Raw genomic sequence first — 19,269 nt, forward strand, 5'->3', positions numbered from 1 at the left:
CTCAGGATCAAGGACACGTCATGCGCATCGGTTTTCTGTCACCTCTGGCACTGGCACTGCTCGCCGCTATTTCGCTGCCGGCCCAGGCCAGCTCCGACGACTCGTGCTACCCCGACTGGCGGGTCTCCCATGACAGCCTCGACTCATGCAGCAACCTGCCTTTTCTCAGCCCGGGAAACGACAGCCGGGTCAACCTGCGCCTGTTGCTGGCCGACAAAAAGGCCGCGCCGCTGGCGCCGAATGCCTTGAGCGAAGACGATCTGGCCCAGGGTTTCGGCCCGGTGCCGTTTGCGGTGTATCGCCTGACACCCGCCCCGGCCACGACCGATGAAGCCGGCCAGTCACCCAGCCGCGAACTCGACACCGTGCTCGCCCCCCTGGGCATCAAGCGCGACGACGCCAAAGCGGCCGGCGACGCCTTCCTCAACGGAGAAGGCAGCCGCTGCCGCAGCAACGACGACGACAGCGCCACGGCGTTCATTCGCCAAGTGACCCAGGCCGATATGCCGGCTGCCGAACGCCAGACGCTGGCCAAGGCGCGCCTGCAATTGCTCAGCACCTGCAACGGGGATGGCCCAGTGGTGGCCGAGCCGCTCGAGTCCGCCAACGGCCGCTTGCTGCGCACTTATCTACAGGCCGCCGCCGACTTCTACAGCGGGCGGTTCAGTGAAGCCGAGCGCGGTTTTGCCGCCGCCAGCAGCAGCGAGTTGCCCTGGCTGAAGGAAACCGCGCTGTACATGAGCGCGCGCACGACGCTGAACCAGGCGCAGGCCGACGCGTTCGATGAATACGGCATGCCGCAGCTCGAGCATGTGGATAAGTCCGCCTTGGGCCAGGCCGAACAGGGCCTGCTCAACTACCTGCACACTTATCCACAGGGCCAATACAGTGCCTCCGCCCGTGGCCTGCTGCGCCGCGTGCACTGGCTGGCCGGCGACAACAACAAACTCGCCGAAGACTTTGCCTGGCAAATGAGCGAGGCCACCGAGGCCCAGCGCAATGTGTCGGTGGACGAACTGGTGGAAGAAGCCGACCTCAAGCTGCTGATGGTCAACAGCGCCAGCGTCAGGGAGCCGATGCTGCAAGCCGTCACCGACCTGATGTTGATGCGCGCGCAAACCCCGCCGCGCCTGAGCCGCGCAGACCTCGACCAGCAGAAGCCCACGTTTGCCAGCCATCCGGCGCTGTTCGACTACCTGCAAGCGGTGTACGCCCTGTATGTCGAGCATCAGCCCGACAGCGCCTTGAAGCATCTGCCCCAGGATGTGCCATCGAACCTCGACTACTTCGCCTTCAGCCAGCAGACGCTGCGCGCCTTGGCGCTTGAAGAGAAAAACGACTGGAGCGGCGCCCAAGCCCTGTGGCTGCAACTGCTACCGCTGGCGAAAGCGCCGCTGCAGCGCGACCAACTGGAACTGGCCCTGGCGATGAACTACGAACGCAGCGGCCAACTGGCCAAGGTGTTCGCCGCCGACTCACCGATCGGCGCCAGGCAGGTGCGCTACATCCTGCTGCGCAACGTCGCCGGGCCTGAACTGCTGCGCCAACGGATCGCCCAGGCCAACGACCCGCTGGAGCGCCAGACCGCGCAATTCGTGCTGCTCTATAAAGATCTGCTGCACAGCCAGTTCGCCACCTTCCTCGACGACCTCAAGCAACTGCCCGCCCAGGCGCCCGAAGACAAACTGGGCACCAGCCTGGGCTACGTCTACAGCGCCAGCCAGAGCTTGAAACTGTTCCAATGGAACGGCGACAAAGCCGAATCCGGCTACGCCTGCCCGACCCTCGCGCAAACCGCCGCGACCCTGCAAAACGACGCAAAAAGCCCACAGGGCCTGAACTGCCTGGGTGAGTTCATCCTGCGCAACGGCCTGGACGGCATGCCCCTGGAACAGGCGCGCGCCGCCGGTAGCCTGGGCAGCACCACGTCGGACTTCAAGGGCGAAACCTTCTCGCGGCTCGACGGCTACAAACAGGTGATCGGCAACGCCAAGGCGGCGAAAAACGACAAGGCCTACGCCCTGTTCCGCGCGATCAATTGCTACGCGCCGTCCGGCTACAACAGCTGTGGCGGCCAGGACGTTGAACCCGCGGTGCGCAAAGCCTGGTTCCGCCAGCTCAAGAGCGGTTTCGGCGACACCCAATGGGGCAAATCGCTGCAGTACTACTGGTGAAACACCTGTGGCTAGGCGTGCTGTTGCTGGCAAGCCCGGCGTTCGGCGCCGTCGACGCCCGCGACTATGACGCCTTCTGGCTGTGGAGCGGCGTTACCCCGCAGCCGGTGCTCAAGCAGGCGAAAACCCTGTACATCCTCCAGGGCCAGATCAACGCCACCCGCCGCGCCCCTCAGCGCGGCGTGCAATTGATCGCCCAGGGCATCAGCGTGCCGCGTATCACCGAAGGCGACGTCTGGATCGTCTACCGCGCCCACACCCTGCACTGGCCGGAGCGGGTCTACACCCAATTGCTCGGCCAAGTACAACGCTGGCGCGACGCCGGCAACCCGGTGGTCGGCATCCAGATCGACTTCGACGCCCGCACCCAATACCTGCACGAATACGCCGCCTTCCTGCGCGACCTGCGCCAACGCCTGCCCGCCGACCTGCGCCTGAGCATCACCGGCCTGATGGACTGGAGCAGCAACGCCGACCCCACCGCCATCGCCCAGCTCAAGGGCGTGGTGGATGAAGTGGTGGTGCAGACGTACCAGGGGCGCCACAGCATCCCGGACTACGCCGCGTATTTGCCGCGGATGAACCGGTTGGGGGTGCCGTTCAAGATTGGCCTGATACAAGGTGGGGAGTGGCAGGCGCCGGGGTATTTGCAGGGCAGTGAGTGGTTTCGGGGGTATGTGGTGTTTTTGCGTAATCCGTGACGCAGGTGACCACTGCTCTGGAACAGTGGTCACCTGATTGATTGTCAGCGCTGCCCTTGTGGATCAGCGCTGCATGCCCCAACGCTTCACCGTCAGCCGCTCGAAGGTGTCGAACACCAGGTTTTCCACCAACAGGCCGATCAGGATCACCACCGCCAGCCCGGCGAATACTTTGTCGGTGTACAGCTCATTGCGGTTCTGGAAGATGTACCAGCCCAGGCCGCCCTTGCCGCTGGTGGCGCCGAACACCAGCTCGGCGGCGATCAGCGTGCGCCAGGCAAATGCCCAGCCGATTTTCAGGCCCGCCAGGATCGACGGCAGTGCCGCCGGGATCAGGATGAACAGCACGAAGCGCATGCCCTTGAGGCCGTAGTTGCGACCGGCCATGCGCAGGGTTTCGGACACGCCGAGGAACCCCGAATAGGTGTTGAGCGCCAGCGCCCACAGCACCGAATGCACCAGCACGAAAATCAAACTGTTCTGGCCCAGGCCAAACCACAGCAGCGCCAACGGCAGCAGCGCAATGGCTGGCAACGGATTGAACATCGAGGTCAGTGTGCTGAGCAAATCGCGGCCCAATTGCGTCGAGACCGCCAGCGTGGTCAAGGCAAACGCCAGCACGATGCCGATCAGATAGCCCTTGATCAGCACCACCAGCGAGATGCTGACTTTGCTGAGCAATTCGCCACTCAGCAGGCCTTCGTACAGCGCGTGAAAGGTCTGCAGGAAACTCGGTAGCAGCAGGTCATTGTTCTGGTAGCGCGCAACGGCTTCCCAGAGGATCGCGAGCACGATCAGGATCAGGCCTTTGCGCAGCCAGCCTTGTTGCCACAGGCGTTGGCGCAGCGGCAGTTCGCGTTCCACAGGGACGCTGAGCAACGGTTCGAGGGTGATTTCATATTCCTGGCGCATGGACGCTCCTGAAAAAAGTAACGCCTTAGTAAGCGATGCGGATATCGGCGAAGCCCAACTCACGTTCGGCTTCAGGCGCTTCGTCGAACAGCAGGCGATGAATCCGCCGCGCCGACGCCTGGAACGCCACGCCACCGAGGCTGTGCAGGTCGTATTGATGGCTGTGGATTTCCGCGCGCACGCGCCCGGGATGGGGCGACAGCAACAGGATGCGATTGCCCACCACCAGCGCTTCTTCGATGGAGTGGGTGACGAACAGCAAGGTGAACCGCACCTCTTCCCAGAGCAGCAGCAATTCTTCCTGCATCTTGCGCCGGGTCAGGGCATCGAGGGCGGCGAAGGGTTCGTCCATCAGCAGGATTTTAGGCTGCATGGCCAGGGCGCGGGCGATCGCTACGCGGGCTTTCATGCCGCCGGACAGGGTGTGCGGGTAAGCATCGGCAAAGGCGCTGAGGCCGACTTTGTCGAGGTAGTGCAGCGCTCGCTGTTCGGCTTCGCGACGCGGCAGGGTTTTCGACGCCAGCAGCGCAAACATCACGTTCTGTTTGACGGTTTTCCACGGCGGTAACTGGTCGAATTCCTGGAACACCACAATGCGGTCCGGGCCCGGCTGTTCGACCTTTTGCCCCAGCAGGCGGATCTCGCCCTCGCAAGGCTTGATAAACCCGGCGATAGACTTGAGCAAGGTGGACTTGCCACAACCCGAAGGGCCGAGCAATACGTAGCGATCGGCGGGGTCGATCTCGAAACTGACCTGGTGCGTGGCCCGCACCACGCGCTCGGGGGTGCGGTATTCCAGGCTGACGTTATCCACCGCCAGCAATGGGGCGGTGGTGTGCGGGTTGCTGGCCGTGTGGCCTTGCAAGGGCGCGTTCATCTCAACTTCCTTGCAGGGGCTTGGCGTCTTGGAAGAAGTAGTCCTTCCACGATTCAGGCTTGTTTTTGATGGCGCCGACGCGGTAGAGGAATTCCGCCAGCGGGTAGGTGTTTTTCGGCGTGACGCTGAACTCGAATTGCGGGTTGTCGATGATTTTCAGCAACTCGGCGCGGTCGATCTTGGCCTTGGTCACGCGGATGTAAGTGTCGGCCGCGGCGCCTTTGTCGTTCTGGGCGAACTGTGCAGCTTCGGTCAACGCGTCCACAAATGCCTTGTAGGTTTTCGGGTTGTCGTTGCGGAATTTTTCGGTGGCAAACAGCACCGTCGGCGAGTTCGGGCCGAGCAGGTCATAGGTGTTGAGCACGACGTGCACATTAGGATTGGCCAGGGCCTGGTCCTGGAATGGCGGGTTGGAAAAGTGCCCGGTCAATTCGGTGCCGCCGGCGATCAATGCCGCGGTGGCATCCGGGTGTGGCACGGCAACGGTGTACTTGTCGAGGCGATTGAACTCCTTGTCACCCCACTGCTTGGCGGCAGCGTATTGCAGGAAGCGCGATTGCACCGACACACCCACCGCCGGTACGGCGATGCGGTCCTTATCGGTGAAATCGGCGATGGTCTTGACCTTGGGATTGTTGCTCACCAGGTAGTACGGGAAGTTACCCAGGGATGCCACCGCCTTGACGTTCTGCTTGCCGTGGGTGCGATCCCAGATGGTCAGCAGCGGGCCGACGCCGGCACCGGCGATGTCGATGGAGCCGGAAAGCAACGCATCGTTGACCGCCGCGCCGCCGGACAGTTGGGTCCAGTCGACCTTGATGTCGAGGCCTTCCTGCTGGCCGTATTTCTCGATCAGATGCTGGTCGCGTACCACGTTCAGCAACAGGTAGACGATGCCGAACTGCTCGGCAATGCGGATCTCGCCTTCGGCCTGCGCGGCCGCCGGGGCAACCAGGCTGCCGGCCAGCAGGCTGACGCCCAGGCCAAGGGTGGCGGCCAGCCGTGCGAATGGAATGTTCCTGGACATGGTCATGCTCCGAATCAGAAAGGCGCGTCGCCCTGGATGGTGGTGCGGTACAGCTTGCGGCGCAGATGGCTCGGGCAACCGGCGGCCAGGTGGATCAGCGAGCGGTTGTCCCAGAACACCAGGTCGTGGGGCTGCCATTGGTGGCGGTAGGTGTTTTCCGGCAACACGCTGTGGGCGTAGAGCTGGGCCAGCAGGTCGCGGCTTTCGTCTTCCGGCAAACCGACGATGCGAGTGGTGAAGCCTTCGCTGACGAACAGCGCCTTGCGGCCATTCTCCGGGTGAGTGCGCACGATGGGATGCACCACTTCTGCCACTTGGGCCAGTTGCTCTGGCGTCAGCGTCGGGCGCCAGTTGCCTTCGAATTTGGTTTCGCTGTAGCGCGCGGTGTAGGAATGCGCGGCGTGGCGGCCATCGACGGCGTTGCGCAAGTGCTCGGGCAACTGGTCCCAGGCTTTGTGCATGTCGGCGAACAATGTGTCGCCGCCTTCGGAGGGCAGTTCCTGGGCATGCAGCATCGAGCCAAGGCTCGGCAGCTCTTTATAGGAAAGGTCCGAATGCCAGAATTTGCCCGCATCCCCCAGGCCGATGGACTGGCCATTTTCGATGACGTTGGAAACGATCAGGATTTCCGGGTGGTTGGCCAACAAGAACTGCTTGAGCACGTGGATCTGCAGCACACCGAAGCGACGGCTGAAGGCGATCTGTTGTTCGGGCGTGATGCGCTGATCGCGGAACACGACAACGTGATGGTCCAGGTGCGCACGGTGAATGCGTACGAAATCCTGGTCGTTGACCCCACGCGATAAATCCAGACCAATGATCTCGGCGCCCACGCTGCCGGGCAGTGGGCGGATCTCGAATGCTTGGGCAGTAGGATTCGCTGTTGGAACAGTAGAGGTGGCGGACATGAGGTCACTCCCGGTCAGACAGGAGAGTGACTTTATAGATATAAGAACAGCATTTTAAATACCGTTAGAGAATATCTATATGCGGGAATGTACCGTCCGGGGGAAAACCTGTTGAACCTGCATGTAAGACGCCCTAAAGCCTGGCTGTGGGCGCTCGGAGCACGGTGTTGAAGCGCTTACAAGCCGAAACCGTGCCCGTTTGACAAGCTTATGAGCAGTCTCTAGTGTGCTTTGGATCCAATTAGCCAACATTCTAAAAAGGAGGAAAGCGTAACCGTGACGCAGAAGCCGAACCCTTTGAACAGCATCAAGATCAGCGGCCCTATTCCGGCCCATCTCGCTCGCTCCGTAATTGAAGAAACCTTGCGAAACGCCATCCTCGATGGACGATTGCCCTGCGGCACAGCCATGCGCCAACAGGAGCTGGCCAGCCTGTTCGGGGTCAGTCGCATGCCCGTGCGTGAAGCCCTGCGCCAGCTGGAAGCCCAGTCACTGCTGCATGTGGTGACGCACAAAGGCGCTGTGGTTGCCCCATTGATCGAGGATAACTCGGCCGAAACCTATGAGCTGCGTATGTTGCTGGAGTCTGAAGCCCTGCGCATGTCGATACCCTTGCTCACCCAAGCCGATATCGCCGAGGCAGACGCGCTTATCTGCGCATTGGAGCAAGAAAAGGACTACACCGAGATTGGTCGACTCAATCGCCTGTTTCACATGACCCTCTATGGCAAGGCCCCCAACCAGCGACTGCTCAAGTTGGTGGAGCACGGGTTGAATGAGGAAGAACGATTCTTGCGATTCAACCTTGAGGCCATGGGGCTCGGCGAAACGTCCCAGGAAGACCACCGTGAATTGCTGCAATTGGTGGCGCAGAAGAAAGTCGGTGAAAGCATCCTCACACTGCGAAATCACTTGATGCGCGGGATGGAGGTGATCACGACTTACCTCAATCGTCTGGACGTCGACGGCCAGTAACTCCGCAAGGCATTTTCACCCGCCCTTGTCCCTCAAGCGCTGCGGGTCCCTCCCTCTATGGCAGGGACCCGCGCCGAAGAAACTTCCCACTTCTGATAGAACAACTTACTGACAGCACTATTATTTGGAAAAACATCTAACACATTTATATGCTCGCCAACTTGTTTAACCCGACTATCATCTTTTATTACTAAACCAGACTCCTCACTCAGCCGCAGCCCGCTCACATCGGGCCTTGCGCATCCTGTCCGGTTTACGCCTGCTTATCTTTTTGCCGACCACAAAAGCCCATCGCTGTTTACAGCAGACGCAACAACTTATAGGCATCAACTATGCATCAACCGTTACTTGAACAAAAAAAACTGCAGTTATGCAGCCATCCGTTATTTTCCGAAATAACTTCACTTCATAAGTTACAACTTTTTATGGAAAGCCATGTATTCGCTGTTTGGGACTTCATGACCCTCACCAAGCGACTGCAACGGGACCTGACCTGTATTCACCTGCCCTGGCTGCCACCTGCCGACGCACACGCCGCCCGCCTGATCAACGAGATCGTGCTGGGCGAAGAATCCGACATTCACCCCCGACAGGGTCATTGCAGCCACTTCGAGCTGTACCTGGAAGCCATGACCGAAGTCGGCGCCAGCACTTCGGCGATCAACCGTTTCGTTGCGCTGCTACGCCAGGGGCTGGAGGCGAACACGGCCTTGCGCGAGGTTGACCCACCGCCTGGCGTGGCCCGCTTCGTCAGCGCCACATTGCGCATGGCGTCGAACGCGCCCACTCACTGTGTAGCGGCAGCCTTTCTTCATGGCCGCGAGCATGTCATCCCCGCCCTGTTCGAGCGCTTGCTGCAAGCGGATGATTTCATCCAACGCCAGGCCCCGACCCTGTACGACTACCTCAAACGCCACATCGAACTGGACGCCCAGGATCATGGACCGGCGGCGCAGCAGTTGCTCGAGCGCCTGGTCAGCGCCGATCCGGCTTATCCGCAACAGGCCGGGGACACCGCCCTCGCCGCCGTGCAGAGCCGTATCACGTTCTGGGACGAGGTGCAGGTCTCGCTGCAAGAGGTGCACCCATGAACATTGCCGACTACCTCTCCATCGCCGACGAATGGGAACGCCGCGCCACCATCCGTACACGCCCTCGCCGCGTGCTGGAAAACGATGACAAATTGATCTACCCGCTGTGCCGCCAGCCCCTGGTGCTGAGTGCGACCTTTGTTGAACAGTGCCCGCAATGGCGCGACTTCGTGCTGCTGCAAAGCTTCTACAAATTCATCAACGACGTGGTGATTTTCGAAACCGACATCGTCGACAAGACGGCGCGCAGCATTGCCAAGGATCGCTTCTCGGTGCCCTTTCCCCTGGTCTGCCGCTATGACGCGATGACCGTCGTGGTGGACGAGGACTACCACGCCCTGGTCGCGCTGGACTTCCTGCAACAAACCGTGGCCATGACCGGCATCCAGCCACTGGACCTGCCCGAGCAAATCGAACTGAACCGCGCACTGCCGGCCGCACAGGCTCAGGCACCTGCTCACCTGCGCGATGCGGTGGCGCTGATTGGCGTCGCCATTGCCGAAAACACCCTGACCCACGACGTGGCCGCGTTTGCCAAGGACACCAGTGTCAAAGCCTCCATCCGGGGCTTGATGGCCGACCACCTGTTCGATGAAGGTCGCCACGCCCAATTCTGGACGCGACTGGTACGCCTGTATTGGCAGGCGGCGAGCGCCGATGACCGCGACAGCATCGCTCAAGTGCTACCCACTTTCCTGGCGCATTACCTGACCAACGACCTGCAGAAAAACTTCGATCTGCATTTGATCGAACACCTCGACGTCACCGCCAGCGTGCGCGCCGCATTGCGTGATGAAGTCGTGGCGCTGGCGTTCCCCATCACCCGCCAGCATCCGTTGATGGGCAACATCATGGGGTTCCTGCAACATAGTGGCTTACTGCAAACGCCCAGCGTGACACAGGCGCTGGACAACTACTTGCCCGTGTCCGGGAGGCCGGCATGAGGTGCCTGAAGATCGGATGGAGCGGCACCAGCAACGTCCTGGCAGACATCAGGCAGATGCTGGAACAATACGGGCATCTCTCGGGTGACGCGGCCCTCGACCTGCTGGTTGAGGACGGGAGTGAGGCGCTGCCGGCCCACGCTGACCACGTCCCATGGCTAAGCCTGCGCGTGGGTTTCGGACCGTGCGCCCAGCACGGGCTACCAACACTGCAACTGCGTGCCTACGCCCGCGACAGGCGATTATTGGCCGTACTGGATATCGCCGATGAGCCCAGCGGCAACGGCCAGCGGCTGCGCCAGCAGGTGGCCCGTGCGCTGGTCGAGTGGGTTGTGCTGCACGTCAGCGCTTTCTCGCGGGACCCTGGGTATTTCTCGTCAAGCGCGGTAGGCAATGACTGGCCCGAGCAAGGTTTGCAAGGGCTTGAGGCGCTGGCGTATCTGCATCGGTTCAATCGCACCGCAGATCCCGCAGCGCTGCAGCAAGCCCAGGTGCCGGTGATCGAGCGGTTACAGGCCAGCCTTCACACCTTCGCCGAACGACCCGCGTTGAACATCGCAGGCAAGCCCGTGACCTACCGGCAGTTGCATGTCCAGGCACTGGCCATCCAACAACGATTGCACCCCTTGCTGGTGGCTTTCGAGGCACCCACAGTGGTTGGTGTGTACCTGGAAAAATCCATCGAGCTATACGCCTGCATGCTGGCGGTGCTGGCCTGTGGGGCGGTGTACCTGCCGCTAGGGTCCGATCATCCGCCTCAACGCCATCGGCTCATGCTCGACAGCGCAGGTGCCCGCGTATTGCTGGACGCCGGTCAGCATCCACTGCGAGGGCATTTCATCGCACTGGATGTCAGCACAGTCGACCCTGATGGCGCCGACCTCACACGCCCATTGATGCCATATCGTCCCCGCGCCGATGCGCCCTGCATGACGCTCTTTACATCGGGCACCACCGGCCAACCCAAAGGCGTATTGCTCAGCCAGGCCAACCTGGCGCATTTCACCGCCTGGTGCCGCGCCTGCCTGAGCCTGGAAGAGCAGAGCCGCGTGCTGCAGTTTTCGTCGCTGAGCTTCGACTCGTCGCTGATCGATATCTTCCCCGCCCTGATAGCAGGCGCCGAACTGATCGTCCCCAGTGAAGAGCAGCGACGTGATCCTTACCAGTTGCTGGAGCTGCTGCGCCGGCAACGTGTCACCCACGCCTTTCTGCCCCCCGCGTTGCTGAGCACCCTGCCACCCGATCAACCGCTGGGGCTGACGCATCTGCTGACGGGGGGCGAAGTCTGCGAGCCCCATGTGATCGAACGGCTGGCGGGGCAATGTCAGTTTCACAATCTCTATGGCCCAACGGAGGCCACGGTGCTGGTCACCCACCGGAGGTTGCAGCCAGGTGACAGTAACCGCAACCTTGGCCAGCCCATTGCCAACAGCCAGGTGTTGATCCTCGATGACGACCTGCAACCGGTGGATGAACAGGTCATCGGCGAGGTGTACATCATCGGCCCAGGAGTGAGTCTGGGGTATGTGAACCCATCGCAACAGGCCATCAGCGCGTTCGTGGATCTGGTCGTGCCTGGCGGCCAGACCCTGCGCGCCTACCGCAGCGGTGACCTGGCCAAGTGGACGGCTGAAGGCATCGTGCTGGGCGGGCGACTGGACGACCAAGTGAAGATTCGCGGCTTTCGGGTCGAACCCCAGGAAATTGAACAATGCCTGCGCGACAGCCGGCTCTATCGCCAGGTAGCGGTGGTTATCGACCATGACAGCAGCATCCGAGGCTTCGTCGCCCAGCCCGAACCGGGCGCCACGCTGGCGGCACTGCAGCAGCATGCCCGGCAGTGGTTGCCGGGTCATATGCAGCCCGACTTCCTGAACGAATTGCCACGCATGCCGCACTCCAGCAACGGCAAGGTCGACCGCGAGACCTTGCTGGAATTACCGGCCCTCCCCCTATTGCAGTCCTCCCGCAGCGCCGCACATACCCCACTTCAAGTTCAACTGGCCAGCCTGTGGGGCGAGCTGTTGGGGTTGCCTGCGGGTGAACTCTCTATCGACGACGGCTTCTTCGACCTCGGTGGTCACTCGATTTTGCTGTCGACGCTGTTACTGCGCGTCCGCGAGCAATTTGGACGTAGCTTCACATTGAGCCACTTCATTGAAGTACCGACGATTCGCACACTCGCGATGCTGGTGGAAGAAGGTGAGCGACCCGACGCGTCCTCTGGCCACGCGGTTCGGGATGCGCAACGGCAGTGGGCGATCGACACCCTGCCAGAGGAGCTCACGGGCGATCCGCATAAAGTCATCGTGACGGGCGCCAACAGCTTCGTCGGTGTCCATATCGTCGAAGCGTTACTGGCCGGTGGTGCAACCGAGATAGCCTGCCTGGTGCGAGAGGAGCCGGAGCACTCGGCAACCGAGCGGTTTGCTCAGGCGTTACGCGAATACCACCTGGAACACCTGGACCTGAGCCGGATACGGGTCTTTGCGGCGGACATCAGCCTGCCACGATTAGGTTTAACCGCCGACGTGTATGACGCCCTCGCGGAGGGTTTCGGTGTGCTGGTGCACAACGCGGCGCGAGTCAACCATGTCATGGACTACGCCTCGCTGACCAAGGACAACGTCGACCCGATATTCGAATGCCTGCGCTTGTGTGAGGCGCGCCGCAAGAAAGTGCTGAATTTTATCTCGACACTGTCGGCTTCCAGCAGTATCGACGCGCAGGGAAATGTGCTGGAAGCACCCGCCGCGGCCACGTTGCCGCTGTATATCAAGAATGGCTACAACCTGTCCAAATGGGTCGCCGAGCGGCAATTGGGACGTGCCGTGAGCCAAGGTGCCTGGGTGAATATCCATCGTCCCGGGAACATCAGCTTCAACAGCCGCAATGGGGTCTGCCGGCCGCAGAAAAATCGCCTGATGCTGATGCTCAAAGGTTCGCTGCAGTTGGGCCTGCTTCCTCGCCTGGATCTGAACTTTGACCTGATGCCGGTGGACTTCCTGGCTCGCTTCATCGCGTTCCACTGCCACCGCTTTCACGCCGATAGAAACGTATTCAACCTGCATAACCCACAGCCCCTGAGTTGGGAGCGCTACTTGGATGCCTTCAGCGAGGCAGGTCACGCATTCGAGCGCGTGAGCGTTACCCAATGGCAACAGGCGCTGCGAACAGTGAATGAAGACAACGCACTCTTTGGTGTACTGGGTTTTTACCTCGATCGTTTGGATGAAGACATCGGCGATACCTCAATGATTCGCCATGACCACGCGCGACAAGGTGTTCGACAAATGGGGGAACAATACCCAGAAAAAGACGCGGCGCTGTTAAGCAAAGGCTACAAATACCTCAAGGCCATCGGCTTCCTTTGACCCCTCAGGACAACCTCATGAAACCGCTGCAACCCGATACGTTAATCCGCAACCCGAACGGCGTGCCGATAGTGGCCTCTGTCCTGGTCAACTGTCATGCCCGCCGCCTGTGGAACATGGTGGGGCAGTTTGCAGGCTTCGATGTGTTCATTCCGGCCTTGTCCCATATCGAAACGATCGGCAACGGTGTAGGCGCTTTGCGCACGAAAGTCTTCCGCGACGGCAACCATGTGGTGGAGCAACTCAACAGTCGAGACGAGCATGCCATGCACATGACTTGGACCACGATCTACAACACCCTGGGTGTGGCCAGGTTATGGGCGGCAATCAGTGTGGACGCATTGGGCGATGAATGTTCCAGGGTAACCTGGACCATTATTGCCGAGCCCGTAGACACGGCACAGGTGGGGTTTGAACAATTTGTGCAAGGCTTCGCCAACAGCGCCCTGGACAACGTGCGCCGATTGCTTGGCTAAGCCACCGGGCCGAAGCGTTTCGCTTCTACCCGGCCAATCAGCGGGTCAGATCTTGAAGCTGTCGACCAGTTGCTTCAACCGATTGGCCTGCTGCGACAGTGCATCACAGTCCTGTAGGGTTTCATTGAGGTTGGCCACGCCCTGCTGGTTCAGCAGGTTGATCTGGTTGATGTCCACGTTGAGGGTTTCCACCACGGCGGTCTGCTCCTCGGTAGCAGCGGCGACGGACTGATTCATGCCATCGATCTCAACGATCCGCTGCGTCACACTGACCAACCGCTCACCGGCCTGATTGGCTACCTCTACGCTTTCTTCGCTGGAGACCTGGCTGGCATTCATGGTCGTCACCGCTTCGCGGGAACCCACCTGCAGCGAAGTGATCATTTTGTGGATCTCTTCAGCCGACTCCTGCGTGCGGTGAGCCAAGTTGCGCACCTCATCGGCGACCACGGCAAAACCTCGGCCAGCCTCTCCTGCACGCGCCGCCTCGATCGCGGCATTGAGCGCAAGCAAGTTGGTTTGCTGAGAGATGCCTTTGATCACATCAAGGATATGGCCAATGTTGTCGGTGCTGGCGTTCAGCGTCTCGATTTGCGCGCAGGACAGGCTGATCTTCTGCGACAGTGCCGACATTGCCAGGATGGTCTGCTCCACCACTTTGCGTCCATCGTCGGCCTGTTCGCTGGCGCCACTGGCATGCTGTGAAGCATCGGCGGCGTTACGCGCAATTTCCTGGGTAGCGGCCCCCAGTTCATTGATCGCTGCGGCTACGCTATTGGTTCGCGCGCTTTGCTCGTCGGAACCGATGATCGAGGCGTTCGAGGAGACCATCACTCGTTGGGAAAGGTCGTGCACCTGGCGCGTTGCCGAAGACACTTCGCAAATCGACGCGTGGATGCGCTCTACGAACTGATTGAATGCACTGCCGACTTCGCCGAACTCATCCTTGCTGGTGACAGCCAGGCGACGGGTAAGGTCGCCTTCGCCTTGGGCGATATCCTGCATGGCAACGCCCATGGCGGTCAGGGGGCGCAACAACACTTGAATCAGCAAACTCAAAAGCACGGCAATCGCAACCACCGCGATCAGCATGGCAATCAACGCAGAAGTCCGGAATTTACCCAATGGGGCGTAAGCTTTGTCTTTGTCGATCGACAGCCCTATATACCAATCCGCACCTGGCAAACCGCTGATAGGGGTGAACGACAGAATGCGCGCCTGACCATTGAGGACCACATCCTGGTTGACCTTCTCGATACGGACACTGGTGCCTGGGTAGATGTCCTTGAGGTTTTTCATCACATGGTCCTGATCTGGACTGACGATGACCTGGCCGTCGCCGCTGACCAGAAACGCATGGCCGATGCCGCCAAAGTCCACTGAGTTGATGATCTTCACCAGGGTCTGCAGGCTCAGGTCTCCACCCACCACACCGAGTAACTCACCGTTCTTTTTCACCGGCATAGCAATGGTCACGATCTGCCCGCCCACTGCGGCCATGTAGGGCGGTGTGAGCATGGGTTTGTCTGCGGCCACCGCTTGCTTGTACCAGGGGCGCTGCCGAGGGTCGTAGCCGTCAGGCATTTTCGCGTCTGGGCGTTGGGTGAACACACCGTTGGTTTGCCCAACGTAGGTGAACTGGAAGTTCGAGGTCAGCGCCGGTTGATCGACCAATCCTCGGAGATCCGCACCGCTGCCCTGATGGGCAATGTTTTGCGTAAGGCTTTCGAGCACGAGGATTCGACCACTGAGCCAGTTCTGCACGCTACTGGCGGTGAGTTCACCGGATTGCTGGATGGACGACTCCAGGTTCTGCTTGATCGTGCTGCGCTGCAGATAGTCGTTGTAGAGGGTAAATAACGCAAAGGCTAGAACTACGACGCCTGACGCAGCCAACAAAATTTTATGACTGAACTTGAAATTCATTTCATCGTCTTCTTTTTGCCAAAGGGGAAGTGAGCGTGCTGGGCGGAACATTCCATGTAACCGCATATGCGGACTCTCGAATCGCTCCATTTCAGTGCATGGCTTGTCAGGCTTTCGGCCAAACCGAGACAAATCTGTAAGATCCATCCCTGTTTTATATAAGAAACTGACCGGCGGTTATCGTCCAAGCAGATCGCACGGCTGGTAGGCACAGCGCTGAGCTGCAAACAACACTGGGCCACCGTCCTCGCGAACGCCGCAGTATCCAATTGCTGGAGGGCATACATCTGAACTCAATTCCGACAGCGCGGTAGACCTGGACTTCAACCCATGGAGGTGCCTAGTCACGCAGACGTGCGCCCCCCCCCCAATGATTGGCAGCGAGAATGAGAGGCTTTTTCCGCGAGCCCGGGTTAGTCAGCAAACCTTTGATCTGCCTTCATCGGTCTCTACAGTTATTGACCGTGATGGTGTGTTTTCTTTTGATTTGATAGCGCTCAAACATCAGCAAGCGTGTGAGATCAGACACTGACTTTTTATTTTTGCCGCTCGCCTAGGCTTGAAGGTTGCTCATCGTAACCGTCCGGCCAGCACCCTCTCCTGACAGCCCTCAAAATTAGCCAAGATAGTGGATACCATTTGAGCGTGGGTCGGATTAGTGAGAAATCACTGTCCAAGTGGCCGTGGAATGAGTGTCCAAGTCAGCGTGGAATCGCTGTCCAAGTGTTCGTGGAATGGGTGTCCAAATGCGCGTGGAATACGCACCCGATCCGCAGACGCTGCAATTCGTCTTGCAGCAGTTGCTGCGATGATTGCCCCGCCCGCTGGAACCCGTATCTGGATCGCCGCCGGCGTCACGGATATGCGCCGTGGCTTCGATGGTTTAGCGGCACTGGTGCAGACACAGTTGGAAGCCGACCCGTTTTCCGGTCAGATATTTGCCTTTCGCGGACGGCGCGGTGACCGGATCAAGCTGTTGTGGTGGGATGGCGACGGCTTGTGTCTGTTTTGCAAACGGTTGGAACAAGGGCGCTTCGTCTTGCCGCAAGCAACCAGCGGCAGCGTGTCGCTGACGCCTGCGCAGTTATCGATGCTGTTGGAAGGCATTGATTGGCGCAGGCCAATTCGTACAGCGCCTGTTCTCGCGGTCTGACTTGCCGCGCTGAAAAAATCCCCAGTAACATGCGGTCATGACTCTCGTGACCGACTCCCTGCCGAACGATCTTCAAGCCTTGAAGACTCTGGTCTCTGCCCAGCGGGCAGAGATTGAGCGCTTGAAAATGATGATCGCCAAGCTGCGTCGTACGCAGTTCGGTCGCAGCTCCGAGCAACTGGACGCGATGATCGATCAACTCCAGTTGAGCCTTGAAGAGCTGCAAGTCAGCCAAGCCGAAATGACACCGCCAGTCGAACCGGCACCTCGCGCAGTTTCGCGCCGCAAACCATTGCCCGAACACCTGCCTCGCGAAACTCAGGTGCATCAGCCCGAGTCGCAATGCACGGGCTGCGGTGGGAAGCTTCGCTATTTGGGTGAGGATGTGTCCGAAGTGCTGGAGTATGTTCCGGCACGTTTCAAAGTGATCCGCCATGTTCGCCCCAAGTGGGTCTGCCGCTGCTGCGAGCACATCGCCCAGGTGCCGGCGCCGAGTCGACCAATAGCCCGAGGCCTTGCAGGCCCGGGGTTGTTGGCCCATGTGCTGGTCTCCAAGTTTGTTGATCATTTGCCGTTGTATCGGCAGTCCGAGATCTACGCCCGTGAGGGCGTGGAACTGGAGCGCTCAACCCTGGCCGACTGGGTGGGCCAGAGCAGTCAGTTGCTCAGGCCGCTGATCAACGCCCTTGAGCACCACGTCATGAGCGGTCACAAAGTCCATGCAGACGACACGCCGATTGGCGTGCTCGCGCCGGGCAACGGCAAGACCAAAACGGCTCGCCTGTGGACACACGTGCGGGACGACCGACCTGCGGGTGACTCGACACCGGCGGCGGTCTGGTTTGCCTACTCGCCGGATCGCAAGGGGCAACATCCGCGCGCTCATCTCAAGGGCTTTAGCGGGATCTTGCAGGCTGACGGCTACGCCGGTTTTGCTCAGCTGTATGCGACGAGCACTATTGAGGAAGCTGCATGCTGGGCTCACGCCCGGCGCAAGTTTTACGATGTCTACAAAGACTTGGCTTCACCCCTTGCCGCCGAGGCGCTGCAACGGATTGCAGCCCTGTATGCCATCGAAAGCGAGATCCGAGGGCAGCCGCCCAACCTGCGAAAAACGGTTCGGCAAAGTCGGGCCAGTCCGCTGCTGGAGCACCTGCACGCATGGCTTAATCAGACGCTGACTCAACTGTCGAAAAAGTCGGCATTGGGCGGTGCAATCCTCTATGCCCTCAACCGGTGGCAGGCCTTAACGCGCTACTGCAATGATGGCCGAATCGAAATCGACAACAACGCCGCCGAACGGGCGCTACGCGCCGTCGCGCTGGGCCGCAAAAACTACCTGTTTGCCGGTTCCGATGCCGGCGGAGAACGAGCCGCTGCGATTTACAGCCTGGTGGGTACTGCCAAGCTAAACGGGTTAAACCCACAGGCCTATCTGGCCTACGTACTTGAGCACATTGCCGAACACCCGATCAATCGGGTGAGCGAGTTGCTGCCTTGGAACATTTCTTTGAATCACACTGAACACTGCGAGGCCGCCTGATCCATGGTTAAAACTGTCCGTTTACCCAAACCCGCCCCCGACCTGTTACTGCTGCACATCGAGCTGAAGTGGATCACTCCGAAGATTTGGCGTCGGTTCGCAGTGCCTGAAAACATCACCTTGGGCAAGCTGCACCATGTCATCCAGGTCGTGATGGGCTGGAGTGATAGCCATCTGCATGAGTTTGAAATTGCTGGTGAGAATTACGGCATGCCCGACCCTGATGGTTGGGGGCCGACGGTGAACCCGGAAGCCCGTAAAACGCTGATCAAGGCGCTGAACGGAAAGCGGACATTCAATTATCTCTACGACTTTGGTGACAGCTGGCATCACAGTATCAAGGTCGAAAAAACGCTACCCGCTGTTGCCTGTCTTCAGGTGCCGTACTGCATCGACGGCGCCAATGCTTGCCCACCGGAAGACGTGGGTGGCGGGCCTGGTTACGAGGAGTTTCTGGAGGCGATGGGCAACCCCGATCATCCAGAGCATGACGCCATGGTTGAATGGCATGGCGATGTTTTTGATCCGGTGACATTTGAGTGCGAGCGCGTGAACCAGCGGTTTAAACGGATTAAGGTTTGAGTTGCAAGGCGGTGTAGCTCGGACGCTTACTGCTCATCGGAAGCAGCAAAGATCTGTCCCCCCTAAACGACAAAACCCCTGTCTGCGCTAGCAGACAGGGGTTTTGGAATTTGATCTTGACGATGACCTACTCTCACATGGGGAAACCCCACACTACCATCGGCGATGCATCGTTTCACTACTGAGTTCGGGATGGGATCAGGTGGTTCCAATGCTCTATGGTCGTCAAGAAATTCTGTATGCCGGATCGTAGCGTGAGCAACGTCCCAGCTGAATTCATGGACTTCTACTATAAACAAAACCCCTGTCTGCGTAAGCAAACAGGGGTTTCGGAATTTAATCTTGACGATGACCTACTCTCACATGGGGAAACCCCACACTACCATCGGCGATGCATCGTTTCACTACTGAGTTCGGGATGGGATCAGGTGGTTCCAATGCTCTATGGTCGTCAAGAAATTCGGGTACTGACTCGTGACCTGATGGCCTCGCTTCAGCAAATTGAGTATGTGATAGCAATCGGTGTTTTGTGAGATTCGAACTTTCGGTTCGTTTCGTCTTCACACACCGCAATCTGGCCTTTCGACGCAAATTGCTTGGGTGTTA

The 19,269-nt window shown here is 59.7% G+C and carries 15 protein-coding genes and 2 rRNA genes; 10 read left to right on the top strand and 7 right to left on the bottom strand.

Features of this window, described 5'->3' with window-relative positions:
- Positions 1-20 precede the first annotated feature (20 nt).
- Entirely contained in the window at positions 21-2,174 is a 2,154-nt protein-coding gene (locus tag ACLH0J_RS03035) for an outer membrane assembly lipoprotein YfiO (RefSeq protein WP_411390389.1), read from the top strand.
- The gene (locus tag ACLH0J_RS03040; protein ID WP_411390390.1) at positions 2,171-2,875 is read left to right on the top strand and encodes a DUF3142 domain-containing protein; all 705 of its coding nucleotides are present in this window, start codon (positions 2,171-2,173) and stop codon (positions 2,873-2,875) included. The genes ACLH0J_RS03035 and ACLH0J_RS03040 overlap by 4 nt, the downstream gene beginning before the upstream one ends.
- A 63-nt stretch (positions 2,876-2,938) precedes the next feature.
- On the opposite strand, the gene ACLH0J_RS03045 is transcribed toward ACLH0J_RS03040, so the two are convergent.
- The 4 genes from ACLH0J_RS03045 to ACLH0J_RS03060 are packed head-to-tail and all read right to left on the bottom strand — an operon-like array spanning position 2,939 to position 6,599.
- Entirely contained in the window at positions 2,939-3,787 is an 849-nt protein-coding gene (locus ACLH0J_RS03045) for an ABC transporter permease (protein WP_411390391.1), read from the bottom strand.
- Between the two features lie 25 nt (positions 3,788-3,812).
- Positions 3,813-4,664 (bottom strand): ABC transporter ATP-binding protein, encoded by an 852-nt coding sequence (locus ACLH0J_RS03050; protein ID WP_411390392.1) that lies wholly within the window; start codon positions 4,662-4,664, stop codon positions 3,813-3,815.
- A 1-nt stretch (position 4,665) separates the two neighbouring features.
- Complete coding sequence (locus ACLH0J_RS03055; protein WP_411390393.1) at positions 4,666-5,691, bottom strand: ABC transporter substrate-binding protein; 1,026 nt, start codon at positions 5,689-5,691, stop codon at positions 4,666-4,668.
- 14 nt (positions 5,692-5,705) lie between these two features.
- Positions 5,706-6,599: a TauD/TfdA dioxygenase family protein gene (locus tag ACLH0J_RS03060; RefSeq protein ID WP_411390394.1), complete on the bottom strand. Its 894-nt coding sequence runs from the start codon at positions 6,597-6,599 to the stop codon at positions 5,706-5,708.
- A 276-nt stretch (positions 6,600-6,875) separates the two neighbouring features.
- On the opposite strand from ACLH0J_RS03060, the gene ACLH0J_RS03065 reads away from it, so the two are divergent.
- From ACLH0J_RS03065 to ACLH0J_RS03085, 5 genes are all read left to right on the top strand, one after another.
- Positions 6,876-7,574 carry a GntR family transcriptional regulator gene (locus ACLH0J_RS03065; RefSeq protein WP_411390395.1) on the top strand — a complete coding sequence of 233 codons (699 nt, stop codon included), beginning with the start codon at positions 6,876-6,878 and terminating at the stop codon, positions 7,572-7,574.
- A 332-nt stretch (positions 7,575-7,906) separates the two neighbouring features.
- Positions 7,907-8,665, top strand: a complete 759-nt coding sequence (locus ACLH0J_RS03070; protein WP_411390396.1) for a DUF3050 domain-containing protein — start codon at positions 7,907-7,909, stop codon at positions 8,663-8,665.
- Complete coding sequence (locus ACLH0J_RS03075) at positions 8,662-9,609, top strand: diiron oxygenase (RefSeq protein WP_411390397.1); 948 nt, start codon at positions 8,662-8,664, stop codon at positions 9,607-9,609. Before ACLH0J_RS03070 ends, ACLH0J_RS03075 begins: the two co-directional genes overlap by 4 nt.
- A complete protein-coding gene (locus ACLH0J_RS03080; RefSeq protein WP_411390398.1) occupies positions 9,606-12,983 on the top strand; it encodes an amino acid adenylation domain-containing protein in 3,378 nt (1,125 codons plus the stop codon). Before ACLH0J_RS03075 ends, ACLH0J_RS03080 begins: the two co-directional genes overlap by 4 nt.
- A 17-nt stretch (positions 12,984-13,000) precedes the next feature.
- Positions 13,001-13,459 carry an SRPBCC family protein gene (locus ACLH0J_RS03085; RefSeq protein WP_411390399.1) on the top strand — a complete coding sequence of 153 codons (459 nt, stop codon included), beginning with the start codon at positions 13,001-13,003 and terminating at the stop codon, positions 13,457-13,459.
- Positions 13,460-13,504: 45 nt separating this feature from the next.
- On the opposite strand, the gene ACLH0J_RS03090 is transcribed toward ACLH0J_RS03085, so the two are convergent.
- The gene (locus ACLH0J_RS03090) at positions 13,505-15,385 is read right to left on the bottom strand and encodes a methyl-accepting chemotaxis protein (protein WP_411390400.1); all 1,881 of its coding nucleotides are present in this window, start codon (positions 15,383-15,385) and stop codon (positions 13,505-13,507) included.
- An 808-nt stretch (positions 15,386-16,193) separates the two neighbouring features.
- Between ACLH0J_RS03090 and tnpB the strand changes: the two genes are divergently transcribed.
- Genes tnpB through ACLH0J_RS03105 form a run of 3 tightly spaced genes read left to right on the top strand, consistent with a single transcriptional unit; the run spans position 16,194 to position 18,663 of the window.
- Positions 16,194-16,538, top strand: coding sequence for an IS66 family insertion sequence element accessory protein TnpB (gene tnpB, locus ACLH0J_RS03095; RefSeq protein WP_411390401.1), 345 nt, complete (start codon positions 16,194-16,196; stop codon positions 16,536-16,538).
- Positions 16,539-16,575: 37 nt separating this feature from the next.
- Positions 16,576-18,081 (top strand): IS66 family transposase, encoded by a 1,506-nt coding sequence (tnpC, locus tag ACLH0J_RS03100; RefSeq protein ID WP_411390402.1) that lies wholly within the window; start codon positions 16,576-16,578, stop codon positions 18,079-18,081.
- 3 nt (positions 18,082-18,084) lie between these two features.
- Positions 18,085-18,663: a plasmid pRiA4b ORF-3 family protein gene (locus tag ACLH0J_RS03105; RefSeq protein ID WP_411390403.1), complete on the top strand. Its 579-nt coding sequence runs from the start codon at positions 18,085-18,087 to the stop codon at positions 18,661-18,663.
- Positions 18,664-18,777: 114 nt separating this feature from the next.
- Here the strand turns inward: ACLH0J_RS03105 and rrf (ACLH0J_RS03110) are convergent.
- Together rrf (ACLH0J_RS03110) and rrf (ACLH0J_RS03115) are read right to left on the bottom strand one after the other, a co-directional pair.
- A 5S ribosomal RNA gene (gene rrf / locus ACLH0J_RS03110) occupies positions 18,778-18,893 on the bottom strand.
- Between the two features lie 110 nt (positions 18,894-19,003).
- Positions 19,004-19,119 (bottom strand): 5S ribosomal RNA (gene rrf / locus ACLH0J_RS03115).
- Between the last annotated feature and the right edge of the window lie 150 nt (positions 19,120-19,269).

The sequence above is a fragment of the Pseudomonas sp. MPB23 genome, from assembly GCF_046605395.1.
Lineage (GTDB): Bacteria > Pseudomonadota > Gammaproteobacteria > Pseudomonadales > Pseudomonadaceae > Aquipseudomonas.